Genomic DNA, 17,573 nt, shown 5'->3' with positions numbered 1-17,573 from the left:
ACATTGAGGCCGGCAGGTGCCCTGTTCGTAGAGGTCTACAACTTGCAAACCGAGGGGAGCTCGCCATCAGGCGCCCGAAAACGCGCCGCAAGCTTGTATGCGGTTGATCCTCGCGGATCAAAAACCATGATGCAGCCATACGCATCGGCGGCGAAGCTCCGGGCAGTGGGCCCATTCTACAGCGCGGCGTCGTAAGCCATGTGAGCGACCGGGATCACCACCACCTCGGATCGTTATTGGCAGACGCTATTGCAGCTGCCAAACTTCAATGCTCGTCCTGTCGAACGCTCCTCCATGCTTTATACCGGACGCAGGGCTACTCCCGTCGGGATCTCGCCGGTCGTGACAAGTCGCCAGAATGCAATCAGCAGCTTGCGTGCCAAAGCCACGATCATTGTCTTGCGCGTACCGCCACGGCCATCGGCCGTTCTCGCGCAAAACCAGTGCGCCAGCGCGCTGTCCTTTTGGAATTGGAGGAACCGCCAAGCCAATAGGATCATGCCGTAGCGGACGCGAGCGTTGCCGGCCCGCGCAAGACCTTTCTCGCGCCTGCGTTGGCCGCTCTCATCCGGCGCCCCGGTAAGTCCGGCATAGCGGGCGACGGCTCTCCGATCACGCAGGCCGCGTGAGAGAATCTCATTCACCAGCATGTCCGCAGTCTCGATACCGACACCGCTGATCCGCGCAAGAAGGCGAACCATTGCGAGCGGACCCTTCTCCGTGTCCGGAACCACCGAGAGCTGCCGCAACCGCTCCTGTTCGATCTCGTGGATTTGTTCACGCAACAGGTGAAGCCGTCCGAGATTACGGCGCAACTCGGCTCGGCTTCGTTCCGGTAGGGGCATACCTTCCGCGGTATGCAGGGCCTCCAGTTTCTCGGCAGCTTTGCGCAGATTGGGTTTGAAGGCGCGAATGCCGAAGCGAGCGAGGATTGCCTTGATGCGGTTGACGATCCGTGTACGTTCGCGGACGAGATTGTCTCGTTCACGGTTCGGACGGCGGGCCTCCTCCTCATCGATGGTTGGGATGGCTGCCATGCTGCAGTGGCGCTTCTCGCCCCGCAGCCAGCCAAGAAAGGCGCGCATCAACAGTTCGGTATCGAGGCGATCGGTCTTGGCACGCCGATGTTCGCGGGAAACCGCGACGCTCGATGGATGTATGACATAAGCCTCGACAGCGCGCGCCTGGAGCCAGCGCGCCAACCAAAAGCCGTCGCGTCCAGCCTCATAGGCGACAACGATGCGCCGGACTTCACGCCCGGCCTGGATGGCTTCGCTGCGCCAGCGGCGCAACAGCCTGAGCACCGAATCCGGGTCGGCATCGAGCTTCTTGAGAGGGTTACGTTCAAAGCCAGGGACCGTCGCAGCAATGAGCCACTTTGTCTGGCTCATCTCAATCACTGCGACCAACGTGCTGTCTTGATCAAGGGTGGTAAGGGATTTGCTTGCATCAAAGGATGGTGACATGGGGGCGCTCCTTGGGTAGCTGCTCAACAGCGCCGAGGGTGCCACACGCTCGCCGCCGCCCATAGCATCTACAGCGCTTATGGAGGGCGCGCTCGCGAGCGGCTTCGCTACCGCCGAGCTACACCCGCTCTGCCAGGTGACCTCGTTCGATGCTTAGCCTCTTTCACTCGGCTCCTCGTAATGCCTTTTATGCGCAATCTTGTCGTGTCTGGAAACGGACAAGAATGTCGAAGCCCTACCAAAGGGTAGCCTCATACGGGCCGATACTACGGAGAGCTGAGTAGCGCCAACGGTGCGCCTATTCGGCACGCAATTTGCTCGATCTTGTCATCGGAGGCGTCGTCGGCAGAGCGTTATGGGCTCAGCGGGCTCTGATGAACAGCCTTGCGATCCAAGTTGAGCGCGTAAGCGTCTGAGCGCGGGAGAAACCATATGGCGACCAAACCGGTTCCAGATCATGTCCCGCCGGAAATGGTGGGCGACTTCAGTCTTTTTACGTCACCAGGCATGTCCCCGACGCCCAATGGCGACCCGCACGCAGCAGTCGCTTGCGTGCATGCCGGACCGTCGATCTTTTATTCGCCGTGGAACACGCGCACCGGGTTGGGTACTTGGGTCATCACTCGCGCCGCAGATCAGCGCAGGGTGCTCCAGGAGACCGAAGCCTTTTCCAGTCATCGCAGCATTTTCGCATCCGCACTGGGCGAAGACTGGCCCATGATCCCGCTCGAACTCGATCCACCGTCCCACGGGGTCTTTCGCTCACTGCTCAATCCGCTGTTTTCGCCAAAGCGGGTAACGGAATTGGAACCGAGCATCCGCGAGCGAGCGGCAACGCTCATCGACAGGATCGCCTCGCCGGGCACAAGCTGCGACGTCATGAAGGATTTCGCCTTTCCTTTCGCGGTCAACATCTTCCTTCGCTTTCTAGGGCTGCCGGATCACCGTCTCGATACATTTGTCGGCTGGGCGAAAGATCTGCTCCACGGCGACGATGTGAGACGGCCGGCGGCGGCTCGGACGATCGTGTCGTTCATTGACGAACTGGCGGCGATGCGCCGCAAAAAGCCCGTCGACGATTTCATGAGCTTCATCGTGCAGGCACAGGTCGAGGGTCGCGGCCTGACAGACGAGGAGGTCCGGGGCATTGGCGTGCTTATCTTCGTGGCGGGGCTCGACACGGTCGCTGCAGCCATAGGCTTTGACTTGGCCTATCTCGCGCGCAACCTGAAAGACCAGGAATTGCTGCGCAACGAACCGGACCGGATCGTGCTCGCAGCCGAAGAATTGCTGCGCGCCTATCCAAGCGTTCAGATGATCCGCGTGGCAAGGAAAGATATCGATTTCGAAGGCGCGCCGATCCGCAAGGGGGACTATGTTTCCTGCGCCACGATGATTGCAAATCGTGATCCGGCGGAATTCGAATCCCCCAACACGGCCGATCTGACGCGAGAGGACAACCGCCACGCCGCCTTTGGCTATGGTCCCCACCGTTGCCTTGGCTCACACCTTGCCCGACGGGAGATTGTCATTGGCCTGGAGGAGTGGCTGGCGCGCATACCGCCCTTTCGGATCAAGGAGGGAACAGCACCCATCACCCATGGCGGCCATGTGTTCGGGATCGAAAATCTGATCCTGGACTGGGCTTGACCAACCCCGCCCTGAGCCGGGCCACAGATGTGGAGGTAGCTGTGCGCATTATCGTTCACAAAGCCAGATGCCAGGGTCATGCGCGATGCGCGGCGCGAGCACCGGCAGTCTTCAAGCTCGATGAGGCGGGTTACATCTTACCGGGTAACATTGATGTTGCGGATGGGGAGCAACTGCTGGCGTCAGATGGCGTGCGATCCTGCCCCGAACTTGCGCTGGAGGTCGATGATCCACCCGCCGCGCGAATCCTATCGGAGGCCACCCGCAAACCGAAGACCGGCGTCCCGGAGCACCTCAGAACCACGGAAGAGCCGACGGACCAAGCAAAAATTACCGAACTACTCAACCGTGAGGCGATCCGTGACTGCCTTTATCGGTACTGCCGCGGGATAGACCGCGCCGATGAGGCGGCACTGCGCAGCGCGTACTGGCCCGATGCGCATGACAGTCATGGGGCGTATCGCGGCTCAGCCGAGGGCTTCATTCGGTTTGCGCTCGGTATCTTCAAAACCGGACCGCGCAACGTCCATCAAATCACGAACATCCTGATCGAATTCATCAACCCGGCAGAAGCTGCAGTCGAGAGCTATTTCTCCGCGCTCCAGCGCGGACCGGACAATGACGGAGGAGAACGCCAGATGCTGCTATGCGGCCGTTACTGCGATCTGTTTCAGAAGAGGGAAGGGGAGTGGCGGATTGCCGAACGGACGGTGGTCTACGATTGGGTCGAGGAGCAGATCCCACCGACGGTACTTGAGCCAGAACGGTTCGGGCCGCGACAGCCGATTGGAGCACCGCACCCGGACGATCCGGTCTACGCGCTCGGGAAGCGTCGCATCGCTTCTCGCGAGGATGCCTTCTCAGCTTCCGAACGGGAGAGACGCATCAGTGGGGACGATGGGCTATGACAACTTTGCAACGCCACAGCGATCCCCCAGACCTGCCCGGTGAAGATGCGGCCGGCAGGGTTGCCTTTCTGCCCCGCGACAGCGTGACCGCGACAGCGATCCGCTCCGACGCCCCGAGCGCGCCGAGGACGTCGGTCTGCCTCGATTTGCTGGACCAAGGCAGAGCCGCTCATCGAGGTAAGCGTCTGTCCTCGAGGGGTCCCTCATCACTTTCGGCTATCCAACCGAGAGTTGGACTGCAGCCGAAGCGGACGACCTCTATCTGGGAACGCAACCGACCGTCACCAGCACATATTGCTCTACTGCGGCGCATCATTCCGCCGCACTACATCGAGGGCAGAGGTTCTGAGCCTCCGGGAGAAAGTTCTCATGACGCAGGCAGGACGCATCGTCATCGTAACAGGCGCCGCTGGCGGGATCGGCCGTGCCCTGGTCAATATTCTTGCCGCAGATGGAGAGACTGTTGTTGCGGTGGACCTTCCGGGGAGCGGCGTGGTTGAACTGGCCCGCGGTCTCGGCGAGCCGCATCTCGGCCTCGAGTGCGATGTCTCGCGAGAGGAAGATATCGTCGCGCTCTATGGCCGGGTCGAAGCACAGTTGGGGCAGATCAGCGTCCTCATCAACCATGCCGGAGTGGGACCCACTATGGCCGCCACTGTCGACACCGATGTCGATGCCTTCCGACGCGGCTTGGCAGTAAACCTGATTGGGCCGTTCCTCATGGCGCGCGAAGCGGCGAGACGCTTGAGGCCGGGCGGTGCCATCGTCAACGTCGCTTCGATGTCGGGCGTAGTCGGCAATCCCAAGCGCAATGCCTACGCAGCCTCGAAAGCGGGCCTGATCTCGTTGACGAAGTCGCTTGCATGCGAGTGGGCTTCTCGCGGCATCCGGGTGGCTGCGGTAGCGCCGGGCTGCGTGCGCACGCCGATGACTGCAGAACTGGACCGAGCAGGCAAAATTGACCTCGCGGCGATGCGCCGTGGTGTGCCGATGGGGCGCATGGCTCGCCCCGACGAAATCGCCAGGGTTGTGCGTTTTCTGGCCAGCGCGCAGGCACGCTACGTCACTGGATCGGTGCTGGCGGTCGACGGCGGCTGGATGTCATTCAACCAACCAGGCGATGCCAGCCCTGAGGTGGAAGGAGCCCCCAGAACCGAACTCTCCTGTCCGGCCGAACGCACCGACGCGCGAGTCGTGCTCGTCACGGGTGGCGCGAACGGTGTAGGCGCCGCTGTTGCTCGCCGTTTTGCCGCGAACGGTGACACCGTCGTGATCGCCGATAAAGATCGCGCCGCAGCGACACTCCTGGCTGCATTGCTCGGCGGAAAGAACACAGCGAAATCTGTCGATGTGGCAATCGAGAGCGAGGTGGTGGCGCTGTTTGAGGAGCTGCGGGGGCGCAGGCGCCTTGATATCCTTGTCAACGGTGCTTCTGTCGACACTTTTGTGGCGGGCGTCGAACAAATGCCTGCAGAGATCGAACGTGTCCTGCATGTCAATCTCACCGGCGCCTTCGCTTGCGCGCGTGAAGCGATCAAGATGATGCGCCCCGGCGGCGTGATCCTCAACCTAGGATCGATGAACAGCTTTCTGCCCTTCGCGCCGCGTCATGCCATGGCGCCTCGAAGGCGGGGATGGACATGCTGACCCGCTGCATGGCGGCCGAACTGGGGCCGGTCGGCATTCGCACAGCCACCGTCGCTCCTGGCTACATCCGCACGCCTGCCATCAGTGAGTTGGCGAAGGCCCGCCGCATCGACACGAAAGCGATCGGACGGCGGATCCCCTTTGGTAGGATGGGACGGCCGGAAGATGTTGCAGATGCTGCTTTTTTCCTGGCTTCGTCCGACGCCTCATACATCAACGGCTCGATCCTCTATGTGGACGGCGGCTGGACCGCGTTCGGTGACGCAGGAAACGCCAGCGAACTATACGACGAATGCTTTGCGGAGGCCGCTGGTTGAACATCGACCATTCGCCAGGCGACCGGGTGCCGTTCATGAAAGCGGAGACCCCGGCTTGCGACGCGCCCGCAGCGCGGCCCCGATCGAAGATGTCGGCGGGGCAACGTCCCTCGGGATGGGGAAAAGCTCTTCGGGCGTGCCCGCAACCGCGGATCGCACAGGGCCTATCGCAACACGGTGCTCTGCCAGGCGCCCGATCCGAGGCAATCGGGGTCTCGGACGAGCGCATTTCCAGATCCGCCAACCAGCAGCAAACAAGGAAACACAGTGGAATTCGCCACCTTCATCCTGGCCGCCCAACGTGGCTATCATCAAACCCCCGACGTCGTCATCCGAAACTCCATCGAACAGGCCGTCGTTTCGGAGCAGGCCGGCTTCGGCACAGCCTGGTTCGCAGAACACCACTTCAACAATTACAGCCTGATTCCGTCGCCTTTGATGATGGTGGCGCACTGCGCCGGCGTGACGAGCACCATTCGCCTCGGCACTGCCGTCTGCGTGCTGCCGCTCTACAAACCGCAGCGCCTGCTCTCCGAGATCGGCTTCGCCGATATCGTTGCGAACGGTCGCCTGGATCTCGGCGTCGGCTCGGGATACCAGCAGTTCGAGTTCGAGCGCTTCGGCGTCAATATCGATGAGGCGCCGGCCATCTTTTCGGAACACTTGGACATCCTTCTGAAGGGTCTCAACCACAATATCTTCGAGCACGATGGCCCCTATGAGAAGATACCTCCGACGGCGATTTCGGTACGCACCGTCCAAAGGCCTGCCCCGCCGATCTGGATGGCCGGCGGGCCGGCTCGCATGAAACGGGCCTATCGCGAGGGCCACAATTTCTTTGTCACGGCATTCCACGACGGCCTGGAGACTTTGAGAACGTTGCGCGGAGCGATCGAGAAGGCAGCGGCTTCCGAGGAGCGGAATGTCGCCGATGCCAAGTTATCGCTGCTGCGTTGCTGCTATGCCAGCGACAACGAGGCGGAGATCAACAGCTATCTCGACAACGCCCGTTTCCAGCGCCGCCTGTCCGAGGCGCTGCATCAGCGCCGCCAGCAGAGCCATGACGGCTATCTGCTGCAGGAAACGCCCACCCAGCAGGATCTATCATTCGAGGCAATGCGCAAGAACCTGCCGATCGGCAGTGTGAATCGCGTGATTGATCGCTTGCTGGAAGAGATCGACATCCTCAAACCGGATCAGATTGCAATCCAGACGCAGCTGGGAGATTTCGACCAAAAGACAATGCTGCGCCAGATCGAACTCTGGGGAGACAAGATCATTCCCGCGATCAACAAGGCGCTGGGTAATGGCCGGGTTTGAATTCGCGACGGGTTAAGCTTCTTGCCGCAGCTATTTAGTCGTTCAGGTGGCACAGCGCACGGCTCAACGGCCGGCTCATGAATGGAACTTGATATGCTTTCGATGAGTAGCGCTTTCGTTACCCTGTACGGCTCCAGGTGGTGCCCGAATATCTCACCTGTCGAGGGCTCCGCTTGTTAAGGGCTAAGGCCGCTGCTGGAAAGTCTGCTCGCGCGCGGCGCCTGTCGTTTTTCTGGGAGAAATCCTCGCGCTTGGGACGGTAGCGCGGTGACTTCGAAGGCGAGCTAAATCGCAATCATGGCGTCGATCCCGTCGGCCCGAAGACTCCCAGACCCATGTTGCTGCTGGCAGAGCCGCTGTGACGAGACAAACCAGGAGAACGGGACCATGTCCGCTCAAAACTATGTGTGTGTCGGCGCCGGCCAACGGCCCGCGATCGAGCCGGAGAAGGGGTTCGACGAGCATGTGCTTGCCTGTGTCCTCTCGTGTGCGCTCAAGGAGGTCGAGGCCGGCGAGGCGACAGCGACGGAGTCAACCGGCCTTTCCCTTGCCGAGCTGCGCGAGATCCTGTCCCGCAGTTTCCCCGCTGCCGCTATGGCAGCCTTCGCCTTCAAAGACGTCAGCGACCCTGAGCCGCTTATGGAGGAAGAACTTCTGCGCGGCCTGCTGCTGGCGCATGCCCGGCCGAGCGACCCGGCGAGCGCCCGCTTCGCTAAGATCCTCGCCCGGCGCGCCATGCGCAATGGCCATCTGTGGCAAGACCTTGGGCTTCTTAACCGGGCCGAGCTCAACCGCCTGCTTGCCATGCATTTTCCGACGCTAGCGGCGGGCAACGCCCAAAACATGAAATGGAAGAAGTACTTTTATCGCAAACTCTGCGAGGCCGAAGGGTTTTCGCTATGCACTGCGCCCAATTGCCGCGAATGCAGCGATTTCGAAAGTTGCTTCGGCCCGGAAGAGGGCGAATGTGAAGAACGCGTCACACCGACTTAAGTGCGGCTTTCGTCACGAGGCCTTAAGGCCTTGATCGCCGTTGCGCCACAAGCGCTTTTCCCGGCGCCGCTGTATGGAGGAGGGGATATTCATCGCCTCGCGATATTTCGTGACGGTGCGGCGAGCGAGATGGATGCCGCATTCCTTGAGCCGGTCAGCGATGTCATCGTCCGAAAGCACGTTATCAAGGGATTCTTCGGCGACCATCGCTTTGATCCGATGGCGGACGGCTTCGGCGGAGTGCGCGTCACCGCCTTCGCAGGAGGCGATCGCGACAGTGAAAAAGTACTTAAGTTCGAACACCCCGCGTGGGGTAACCATGTACTTGTTCGACGTCACCCGGCTTACAGTCGACTCGTGCATGTTGATCGCGTCAGCGACCGTCCTGAGATTGAGTGGCCGTAGGTGGGCGACGCCATATTCCAGAAAGGCATCCTGCTGGCGCACGATCTCGGTCACAACCTTAAGGATGGTCTTGGCCCGCTGATCGAGGCTGCGGATCAACCAGTTCGCGTTCTGCAAGCATTCGTTGAGAAATGTCATGTCTTTCGATTTTTTGGCGGCTCGGCATGAAACCTCCGCGACATAGCTTTGGTTGATCAGCACCTTGGGCAGTGTGTTCGGATCGAGCTCGATCTGCCATCCACCTCCGGGCGAGGGCGTGACCCAGACGTCCGGTACGACGCATTCCGGCGCGCCCGATTGGAATGCGTTTCCAGGCTTGGGGTCGAGCGCACGGATTTCCTGCAGCATGTCAAGAAGATCCTCTTCATCGACGCCGCAACGCTGCTTCAATGTCTGAAAATCGCGTCGCGCAAGCATCTCAAGGTTGGCAATCAAAGCCGCCATCGCCGGGTCGAACCGGTTTCGCTGGCGCAGCTGTATCTCAAGACATTCGCCAAGAGTTCGTGCGAAAATTCCCGGCGGATCGAAGTGCTGCACGATACCTAGAACCCGTTCCACATCGGCCGGAGGAATGTTCAGGTTCCCGGCCAGGTCCGAAGGACTTGCCTGAAGATAGCCAGTGTCATCCAGATGACCGGCAAGCTGACTAGCAATCAGCCGCTCGTGCGGTGTGAAGGCAGTGAGGGAGATCTGACGAGCGACATGGTCGTGCAAAGTTTCGGCTAAGGCGACAAACTCCTCGAAGGCAGGACGATCACCAGGCGCGGTGTTGGTCGCGTTCGTCTGGGATTTCCCTTGCCGGGGCTGGTCCGGGGACCCGTTCCAGGTCGATCCTGCAACCTCCCCAGACAGCCCGTCGTCGATTGGCGCATGCTCCAGAAGCGGATTCTTCTCGAGCTCCTGATCCACGAACTGATGCAGTTCGGCATGCGTCAGTTGCAGCAAGCGAATCGACTCGATGAGTTGAGGCGATGCTGCAAGAGACTGTTTCTGAAGTAGGCCAAACGATGATTTCATGGTCAGCTTAGTATTCCTGTCAAAGAAGATCTTGGCCGTGGCTAATTTGATCTCTTACAGGTCGACGCTTCTCACGCGCGTCAACTTTGAACGACCTCACGGGACGCGCCTTAGAGTTTCGCCTTTTTGTGCTCGGTCTCGTCCAAGACACCGCTGCGCATGGTCGATGTACACCAGGTCATGCAGCGATCTTCAATTTGTGAAGGACGTTCTGCGGGGATGAGACGCCATAGGGATCGGTCTCGCAGTTGTCGGAGAAACCTTCCTCCTCAAACCACTGCTCCACCACGCCATCATTGACCAGAGCCGCGTAGCGCCAGGAGCGCATACCGAAGCCGAGATTGTCCTTGGCAACCAGCATGCCCATTTTGCGCGTGAACTCGCCTGAACCATCCGGGATCAGCTCGACTTTCTGCAGCCCCAAGGACTTCCCCCATGCATTCATGACAAAGGCATCGTTGACGGAGAGGCAGTAGATCGCGTCAACTCCTTCCTTCTTAAATTCCTCATAGAGATCTTCGAAATTGGGCAGTTGGTAGGTCGAGCAGGTCGGGGTGAAAGCGCCAGGGAGCGAGAACAGGATGACGCGCTTGCCGGCGAAGTAGTCGTCGGATGTTCTTTCCTCCCAGCGGTATGGATTTGGCCCCTGGACTGAATCATCGCGAACACGCGTGAGAAACGTGACGAAGGGAACCTTCTTTTGACCGGTCATCAACTTGCTCCTTTAGAAAAAACTGGCGCACCGGATTTTGGCTGAGGCTGGCGCCACCGCGCCAGGGCCCGCATGCCGGTCACGAGGTGAGAAGTTCGCGGCTCCAAATCTCACTTCCCCATCCGGGTGTATGGGAACGGCCCGGCTCACTAGCCATCCGCAAAGCAGGTACCAACAACGGAACCACGCAACAGACCGGCGCGACTGAACTGGTTCAGCGCAATTGTCTGGACTTGCCTTTTTGCCGCTGCCCCTTGCTCGGCCTCGGGCGATGGTAGAGAGCTTCGTGTGTCAACCATGGTTCGGCAATAGCTTTCTTCGTAATTTGATGGGCTCTAACCACGAGCAGCAAGCGGCATGCCATTCCAATTAAGATGCTTCTGCACCAACCCTTTGCCTTCAGGACGACGTCTTCGCCAAGCCGGATGCGCGCTATAGCCGTCGCGTCATCACACTGAACAAGAGTCCTGTGTAACGCGGATACTCACGCTCCGCGCCGGCTGGCAAAAGACGGACCAGACAGCGCAAGCCCATGCAATCCCTCACACCGGCGGGCACTGCAGCAACTGCGTTGTGTCTGCCCTAGCGTGTTTTTACGTGCGACTAACGCCAACGCAGGCCCTTGGCAGCAAGCCGTGGCCGGCCGCTCTTCAGGGATCGCCCTGGTCCAGAGTCGATGAGGATCGAATTCGGATCGGCTACGATCTCTACATGCTTGGCGTTCCAATTGGTCTCGCCGAGCGCGTCTATCAAAACCTTCTTGTGTCGGAAACTGGACTAGAATTGTCGCAAGGCCGACCGAAAGGTCACCAAAGAAGCGCCGCTGGTTAGCAGAAGCGGCGGAACGCAACGGACCGCCAACAGGGCACGCAAATTGCTTTGATGATGGTGTCGGTTGGATTCCGAATTCGAGGGGAGCTCGGCGACGCCCGAACGACACCTGATGCAGGAACGCATTTTTCTTCCGCTCCTCGACCCGCAAAGAGGGTCTGCTGTGACCGATATCGATCGCTTTGCCTGGCACTAAATCGGCATTTCAAAACCGATGATCTGACAGGTCTCGCTAGCTCGCGCCGAAAGTTTGCCGCATATATGCTGCCGGATATTCAAACTGCGATTGAAGAGCAGATTGCAGCTCGATCTCCCAAGCTTGTCGGTGTCCACCAGCGGCACGAGTTCGATGCCATGAAATTGTCGGACATGGTCATTCGCGAGGGTGGAACTGTGGTTGCGCTGACACCCTTGCAGTATCAGGACATCGATGTCGGAGAAGATGTGCGGAGCGATGCGGGTTCATCGCCTTCCCGACGTACACCGGAACGACGTGGTGCTTTCGGATGCAACTACGGCGCGTCTTGATGCCAACATCTTCGACTTTGATCGACACCGAGAGGGGTTGAAGCGCCTCGGCCAACACGCGCAAAAGGGTATTCTGCTTTAGGTCCCCCTGGTACAGGCAAGACACACGTCATCCGTTATGTTTCTGCCAACCTGCCCGGACGCACTACCGTTCTGGTTACGGCTGAGCAGACAGCGGCGATTGGGTTCTACATCGCGTTGGCCCGCACCCTTCGGCCGAGCATCGTCGTGCTCGAGGGCGTCGACCTGGTGGGTCGGTCGAGAGAAAACGTTTATAGCCCGAAAGCCGAACGTCTGCTCAACCGTCTGTTGAACGACATGGATGGTCTTGAACCAAACGCAGATATCCTCTTCCTCCTAACGACGAACCGGCCGGAGGACATTGAGGACCCGCTCGCCTCGCGCCCGGGCGCGTCGACGAAGCTATTGAGATCCCGCTTCCCGACGCCGGTTGCCGCGAGCGGCTGATCGCGCTCTATGGTCGTACACTCGTCTTCGCAAACGGAGCGGTGGCGGACGCCGTCGCGCGCTCGGAGAACAGCAGCGCGGCCTATGTCAAGGAAATGGTCCGTCGTTTGGCTCAACGGAGCCTGGCACGGGATGGCAGTGATGTCGTCTCGCGCGAGGATGTGGAAACGGTCTTCGGCGACACCCGAACATTGTCGAGCCGGCTCAATAGGCGCCTCGTCGGCCTCGGCGAGAAAACCTTAAGAAGACAAGGAGCCGAAGAAGATGAGAGTGACTGCTGCGGCTGCGGCTAGAGTTCGCCTTGCGCTGGACTTGCACGGCCCCGAAAGTGCCGCATACGTGCGGCCCCTTTCGGGCGACTCGCCCAGAACGTCGCGGATCGGAAAAACTTCCGGATAATGCGGGCGTCCTGTCGGGTCGGCAGGGTGTCGGGCAAGGCCCGGAGAACCCCGCGAGGAGCATGCTCGATGCTCGATGTTCGCCACCGCGAGAACCAGCCACACCTGATCCAGGCCACTGCCGCCCCGCCAGGGCTCCTCCCAGATCGCGCCTGTGTCTACCAAGCTGGTTGGTTGTCCACAAAATGCCGAGGTTATGCCGGCCCATTTCGCATATCGGCCCGGTCGGTCAACAAGGACTTGCAGAACGCAGGGGTGAGCTTGCCGCGGTGGATTACGACGTTGTCGTAACCCTCCCTAGCCCGGGCGTCCTGCCACTGCCGATTATGGCCGCGCTGTTCATTGGATTTGACGTGGCAAGCGGCGAACTCGGTGGTGTCCAGCGTTGCCAACTGCTGCGCATATACCGGTCGTGTAGTATGGATGTGCACCCACATTGGACTCGGCATCGTACGGTTGCGCAGCGCCTTGGGCTGCAGCCTGATCTCGAACAGATTGCTCGGATCTCCTGGCAACGCGCGCGGCTGACCCAGTGCTGTCAACTCCCCGGCCGTCCGCAAGTGCTCAAGATAGTTCTGCGAGGGAAATGAGTACCTCTTCATACAATCTATGGTGATAGCTGGCTTTTGTTCGTCCCAAGCTTTTGCAAATCCCCGCACTTTGGACAACATGTCCTTGAGCTGAACTGTTTGGTCGTGCACTTCGGCCGTTTTTCCCTCGTGCAGCTTGGAGCGAAGAGAGGCCTCCAACGCTGAGAGGCAGGCCTCCATCCCTTCAGCCTGCGTTTGCAGGCGCTGGACCGCGGCGCCGATGGTGTATTCGGCGTCCTCGGGTTTCGTGTAGTGCGCTCGCGAGACCAAACTTTGCTGAGCAGGCAGATCGAACTTCAAAAGTTCCTTCGACCGTGCGATTAGTGACTTGGTGTCCTCCCCCGTCGTTATTTGCAAGACCGCCAAGCGTGCTGCCACGGACGACGCGCTGTTCTGCGCCTCCTTTGGACTCACGAGTTTCTTCGTGCCTAGCTCCGAGCGCACGAGAACCTTGGCTTCTGGCGCAGGGTCGCTGACGGCCGCAGCGACCTGCGGTTCAGGCCCCCCCGCGGCCGAACTACTGGCGCCAACGGTTCGCTTGCTCTTTCGTTTTCCCTTTTTTCCGGACGCAGTAGTGGTTTCGCCCACTGTAGTCTTGCCGGCATTTTCGGCGGGTATCGCAGCGCCAGCGACGGCCGGCAGTGCAGTGGCTGGCGGCTTCGGCTGCAGTTCGAGAAGGTGGATGACCTCGTCCGCAGTGATCCAGGCGTCGTCCACGATCCGGCTCAACAGTTCCAATGGGAGGCCGGCACCTGCTTGGTAATCCCTCAACCTGGCTACCACGGCGTGCGAGGCCGACGCAAATTCCGCAAGCCGCTCCACAACTCCTTCCAGTACGGCGCAGTGCTCTGGGTCGAGCGGGCGCCCTCTCTCGTGCAGTACAGCCCCGCTCGTCGAGAGGAATGCCGGAAAAACGTCGCCGATAAAGTTACCCATCAGACGCGTTTGCCCGTCCTCACCGACGAGGATTTGCCTGACGGGTGCTTCGAACATGATCGCCTGCGGGGCCATGCTGACCTGTGCGAGAGCGGTCCGCGACTCCAGCTGCATTACCTTTGCATTGGCAACCCAGCCGGAGTGCAGCCGCAGCGCGGCCTGTTCTTCCTGCCGCATCTCGGCTGTCGAGCTTGGCAAGTTGGCCGTCGCGGCGCAGACGGACCGCATCAACTCGTGGCGCTGTACTTTCTTGTCCCAAAACTCCGTGCGGGCCACGTGATACTTCGTCGCACTGGGAACAGATCGGCTCAGCTGGTCGAGGGTAGCATTGGATTTGACCAGGTTGTAGAGAATCTCCTCCACCCGCTTCTGCTTCTTTTTCTCTTCTTCGAAGATCGTTTGGGCCAAATCGTTGGCACTGTCCGCCCGATGAAGCACGTCGGCGCGGTACTGGCGCACATCAGCGTCGGACAGAGTGCGGTGCGCCAAATGCGGGGGCAGGCTCGCGTAGCATTGCAGAAGTTCTGCGCCCGCATTAGCGAGCTGATCGAGCTCGTCTCGGACGCGCTCCAGCGGTGTTCCGCTATGCAGGCTCTTCTCCTCGAGAACTTGGATTTCGTGAATCAGCGAGCGCATTTGTCGCCTTACCTCGTTGATCTCTTCGCCTGACGAGGAAGTGTGGACTGCCACACCCGAAGTTGACGGCTGGCTGGCGACCGGCGCCAGGGCTTCACCATCCGACGTTGAAGGAACACTGCGCTGCCGCGAACGGGCTGCACGTGGCCCGGCGGCTGCACGTGGCGCAGCCGCGGGGATTGGATGTGGGCGAACGGAAGGGCCCGAAGATCTGCCGCCAAGGTCATCATGGGCACCGCTCGCAGCGCCAGCCGGGGGTGAACCTTTACCTGGCTCAGAGCGCATCCGCTCCAGGACGGAACCGAAGGCTTGGCTGCCTTCCCCGGAGGCAAGACTTGATTGCGAGCGCGAACTGCTCGATCCGGCTCCAGCATCTCCAATGCGCGATTTTCCAGATCGGCCAATGCCCGTCATTTTTTCATCTCCGATATACGCGAGAACGCGTTGTCTATGGATTGGGACTAATGTCTCAGCCGTAGTGCATCAGGGCTTTGGCGGGTAAGTGCTATCGCCCAGATGACAGGTGGCATAACGTCTGAGAACCAGTGGCATGTTTTCGTCAATCCCCATGGCCAGCCCGGATCGACCCTTCCGCGCCGGTCCAGTCTGAAGCCAATGCAAAACACGCGACGACCCGTCGATCTCCCACGATAGGAGGCCGCGAAACTAGCGAGTACGGGGGTGCCGGCGCTGAAGCCGAACTCGCATTGAGATCAGGCGACGCCACGTGCGCAAGTGCTTGCCAAAGCCGTCGCTGCCCTTTGACCGTACCGAGTCATTAGCTTGGTTGGAGCTTTCGGATGAGCCACTTTTCCGACCGTACATGGCATTCGTTCCCTTCTTTTGGCGGAAGTCTTTCAATAAGATCTTGAGTTTGTTAGATCGCTCTCGAAGAGGGCTACTCGAAGGAGCTGACGGCGAGCTGACGCGCTGTAAGCTGGTTCCGGCGGCGCGATGCATATACTGCGTGCGCTTTTGCTCTCAGGGCCGTCGAATTCGGTCGCCTACGGCACTCGCGCAGTTCATCGCGGATCGGAGTTAACTTTCAGATCATGCCGGCGTGCTGTCGGGAATGCCGCCCTCTCGACTGTGCGCACGATGATGGCGAGCGCAACCGTCGACCTAGTGCCGGCCCGGCTTTTCTCGTGGCGGGTTCCAAATCGCTTCAATAACCGCGCGTCGTCACCCATCAGCTGGCAAACGCGCTCCGCGCTCGGCCGGGCTGCGCAACCTGACCAACTCCGCCCGGCCGACCGCTGATCGCTCCCTGTAGTCTCGGAGGGTGAAGGCCGGCAAGGCACCGGCGCCGGTCCATGCCCGTTGAAGAGCCGACGTGGAAGAGGCAGTACCGCGATCCAGGCGGCCTATCCTAGGCGAGACGAAGGCCTGGATCGAAAAAGTGTCGTGGGCAGGACCGCGTCGCGCGTTTGGTGCGATTCCACCTCAGCGCTGAGCTTCCTCCCGTCAGGAGGTTAGGTTGCGCGTTTCGGGCCGAATAGGAACACTGTGAGGGCCGCGAGCAATGTGGCTATCGCGGTGTAGACAAAGACACTGGTGAGGTCGGCATGATCCACCAGTAGTCCACCGAAAATCGCGCCGGCTGCGATGGCTACCTGGAACGTTGAGGTCATCAGCACACCGGCGCTTTCGGCCTGCTCGGGAACGGCACGCAGCACTATCCAAGTCTGCAACCCCACCGGCACCGCACCGAAGGCAAAGCCCCATACGGAAATCGCAATAGCCGAGGCAAAGGTCGATGCTCCAAACTTCTGCAACGAGATAGCGGCTATCGCGATAAGCAGGGATGGCAGGGCCGCGACTGCCTCGAGACTGTGTTTGGCCAGAAATGCTCCGGCTAAACTGCCGAAGAAGCCGCTTATGCCAGAAACGAGCAACAGTATGGAGATCCACTTGGTATCGAGCTCGGGATTCGTCTCGAGGAAGGTCCGGATATAGCTGAAGCTGGCGAAGTGCCCTGAAGCGACCAGCAGTACGACCAAAAGTGCGACCTTGATGGTCGGATTTTTGGCCACATCCAGCAGACTGCGGAATCCAGCCATTTCAACGGGAGGCAGCGTCGGCACCGTTAAAAGTAGCACTAGCAGTGTAACGGCATTGAGGACCGCGGTGAGCATGAAGGGCGCTCGCCATCCCCAGCTGCTGTGGCCGACATAGAAGCCGATTGGAGGCGCGCATACGAGAGCGACCGAAACGCCGGCGAGGATGATTGACATGGCGCGCGGCAGAAGGTGATTTGGAACGAGCCGTATTGCCAGCGATGCCGAAACCGACCAGAAGCCTCCGAGCGCAATACCGAGCAAGACGCGTGCTGCCAGGCAAACCGGCAGCGACGACCCGGCTGCCATCAGAAGGTTGGACAGGATCTGAAGCAGCATCATCGCCCACAGGACGGTCCTGCGGTCCAGGCGCTTTGTGATAATGGCCATCGTCGGCGCCGAAATCGCCGCAGCAATGGCCGTCGCTGTCATCGTCTGTCCAGCCTCACCCGGCGAGACACCGAGACTATCCGCGAGCGGCGTCAGCACGCTTGCAGGCAGACACTCTGCCGCCACCAGCCCGAAGGTGCCCAAGGCAAGCGAAATGACCGCACCCCATGCAGGGCGAGACCGTTGATCCGGCTTATCTGGGCCGTGCAGAACAGCACCCATGAAGCCTGTCGCGGATCCGGTCATGAATAAGCCCCGCCAGTTTGGGTGCGCTGCAACATGGGTTGGCTGCGTTGAGCCGCGT

The 17,573-nt window shown here is 60.3% G+C and carries 12 protein-coding genes and 2 pseudogenes; 9 read left to right on the top strand and 5 right to left on the bottom strand.

Annotated features, from left to right (window positions below; translation table 11 throughout):
- Positions 1-299 precede the first annotated feature (299 nt).
- The gene (locus IHQ72_RS34725) at positions 300-1,466 is read right to left on the bottom strand and encodes an IS110 family RNA-guided transposase (RefSeq protein WP_441338650.1); all 1,167 of its coding nucleotides are present in this window, start codon (positions 1,464-1,466) and stop codon (positions 300-302) included.
- Between the two features lie 432 nt (positions 1,467-1,898).
- On the opposite strand from IHQ72_RS34725, the gene IHQ72_RS34720 reads away from it, so the two are divergent.
- The 6 genes and pseudogenes from IHQ72_RS34720 to IHQ72_RS34695 all read left to right on the top strand — a co-directional run bounded on the left by IHQ72_RS34720 (position 1,899) and on the right by IHQ72_RS34695 (position 8,301).
- Positions 1,899-3,116 carry a cytochrome P450 gene (locus IHQ72_RS34720; protein ID WP_258120284.1) on the top strand — a complete coding sequence of 406 codons (1,218 nt, stop codon included), beginning with the start codon at positions 1,899-1,901 and terminating at the stop codon, positions 3,114-3,116.
- A pseudogene (locus tag IHQ72_RS36990) lies at positions 3,011-3,280 on the top strand (ferredoxin); the annotation flags it as partial. The gene IHQ72_RS34720 and the pseudogene IHQ72_RS36990, both read left to right, overlap by 106 nt.
- A gap of 165 nt (positions 3,281-3,445) precedes the next feature.
- Positions 3,446-4,024, top strand: a complete 579-nt coding sequence (locus IHQ72_RS34710) for a nuclear transport factor 2 family protein (protein ID WP_258124045.1) — start codon at positions 3,446-3,448, stop codon at positions 4,022-4,024.
- 369 nt (positions 4,025-4,393) lie between these two features.
- Positions 4,394-5,988: pseudogene (locus tag IHQ72_RS34705) on the top strand (SDR family oxidoreductase).
- A 267-nt stretch (positions 5,989-6,255) separates the two neighbouring features.
- The gene (locus IHQ72_RS34700) at positions 6,256-7,308 is read left to right on the top strand and encodes an LLM class flavin-dependent oxidoreductase (RefSeq protein ID WP_258120283.1); all 1,053 of its coding nucleotides are present in this window, start codon (positions 6,256-6,258) and stop codon (positions 7,306-7,308) included.
- 387 nt (positions 7,309-7,695) lie between these two features.
- On the top strand, positions 7,696-8,301 hold the full coding sequence (locus IHQ72_RS34695) for a nitrogen fixation protein NifQ (protein ID WP_258120281.1): 606 nt from the start codon (positions 7,696-7,698) through the stop codon (positions 8,299-8,301).
- 12 nt (positions 8,302-8,313) lie between these two features.
- Here the strand turns inward: IHQ72_RS34695 and rpoN are convergent, their stop codons facing one another.
- Together rpoN and IHQ72_RS34685 are read right to left on the bottom strand one after the other, a co-directional pair.
- On the bottom strand, positions 8,314-9,723 hold the full coding sequence (gene rpoN / locus IHQ72_RS34690; protein WP_258120279.1) for an RNA polymerase factor sigma-54: 1,410 nt from the start codon (positions 9,721-9,723) through the stop codon (positions 8,314-8,316).
- Between the two features lie 178 nt (positions 9,724-9,901).
- Positions 9,902-10,435: a peroxiredoxin gene (locus IHQ72_RS34685; RefSeq protein ID WP_258120278.1), complete on the bottom strand. Its 534-nt coding sequence runs from the start codon at positions 10,433-10,435 to the stop codon at positions 9,902-9,904.
- 1,092 nt (positions 10,436-11,527) lie between these two features.
- Here IHQ72_RS34685 and IHQ72_RS34680 point away from each other — a divergent pair.
- The 3 genes from IHQ72_RS34680 (at position 11,528) to IHQ72_RS34670 (ending at position 12,555) form a co-directional block, all read left to right on the top strand.
- A complete protein-coding gene (locus IHQ72_RS34680) occupies positions 11,528-11,794 on the top strand; it encodes a hypothetical protein (protein ID WP_258120277.1) in 267 nt (88 codons plus the stop codon).
- Between the two features lie 111 nt (positions 11,795-11,905).
- Positions 11,906-12,262, top strand: coding sequence for an AAA family ATPase (locus IHQ72_RS34675; RefSeq protein WP_309508984.1), 357 nt, complete (start codon positions 11,906-11,908; stop codon positions 12,260-12,262).
- A 41-nt stretch (positions 12,263-12,303) separates the two neighbouring features.
- Entirely contained in the window at positions 12,304-12,555 is a 252-nt protein-coding gene (locus tag IHQ72_RS34670; protein ID WP_258120276.1) for a hypothetical protein, read from the top strand.
- A 299-nt stretch (positions 12,556-12,854) separates the two neighbouring features.
- Here IHQ72_RS34670 and IHQ72_RS34665 read toward each other — a convergent pair whose 3' ends face one another.
- Together IHQ72_RS34665 and IHQ72_RS34660 are read right to left on the bottom strand one after the other, a co-directional pair.
- Positions 12,855-15,107, bottom strand: coding sequence for a T3SS effector XopP-like protein (locus IHQ72_RS34665; protein WP_441338656.1), 2,253 nt, complete (start codon positions 15,105-15,107; stop codon positions 12,855-12,857).
- A gap of 1,187 nt (positions 15,108-16,294) precedes the next feature.
- A complete protein-coding gene (locus IHQ72_RS34660) occupies positions 16,295-17,515 on the bottom strand; it encodes an MFS transporter (protein WP_258120274.1) in 1,221 nt (406 codons plus the stop codon).
- Between the last annotated feature and the right edge of the window lie 58 nt (positions 17,516-17,573).

It is taken from the genome of Mesorhizobium onobrychidis, from assembly GCF_024707545.1.
In the GTDB taxonomy this organism is placed as follows: Bacteria; Pseudomonadota; Alphaproteobacteria; order Rhizobiales; family Rhizobiaceae; genus Mesorhizobium; species Mesorhizobium onobrychidis.
The sequence above is the reverse complement of the archived record's forward strand: the minus strand, read 5'-3'. Positions and strand labels throughout refer to the sequence as shown.

Bases quoted from the DNA above. Each gene is read 5' to 3' on its own strand.
- rpoN (WP_258120279.1), bottom strand. From the start codon at position 9,723: ATGAAATCATCGTTTGGCCTACTTCAGAAACAGTCTCTTGCAGCATCG.
- IHQ72_RS34695 (WP_258120281.1), top strand. From the start codon at position 7,696: ATGTCCGCTCAAAACTATGTGTGTGTCGGCGCCGGCCAACGGCCCGCG.
- IHQ72_RS34660 (WP_258120274.1), bottom strand. From the start codon at position 17,515: ATGACCGGATCCGCGACAGGCTTCATGGGTGCTGTTCTGCACGGCCCA.
- IHQ72_RS34720 (WP_258120284.1), top strand. From the start codon at position 1,899: ATGGCGACCAAACCGGTTCCAGATCATGTCCCGCCGGAAATGGTGGGC.
- IHQ72_RS34685 (WP_258120278.1), bottom strand. From the start codon at position 10,435: ATGACCGGTCAAAAGAAGGTTCCCTTCGTCACGTTTCTCACGCGTGTT.
- IHQ72_RS34680 (WP_258120277.1), top strand. From the start codon at position 11,528: ATGCTGCCGGATATTCAAACTGCGATTGAAGAGCAGATTGCAGCTCGA.
- IHQ72_RS34725 (WP_441338650.1), bottom strand. From the start codon at position 1,466: ATGTCACCATCCTTTGATGCAAGCAAATCCCTTACCACCCTTGATCAA.
- IHQ72_RS34665 (WP_441338656.1), bottom strand. From the start codon at position 15,107: ATGCGCTCTGAGCCAGGTAAAGGTTCACCCCCGGCTGGCGCTGCGAGC.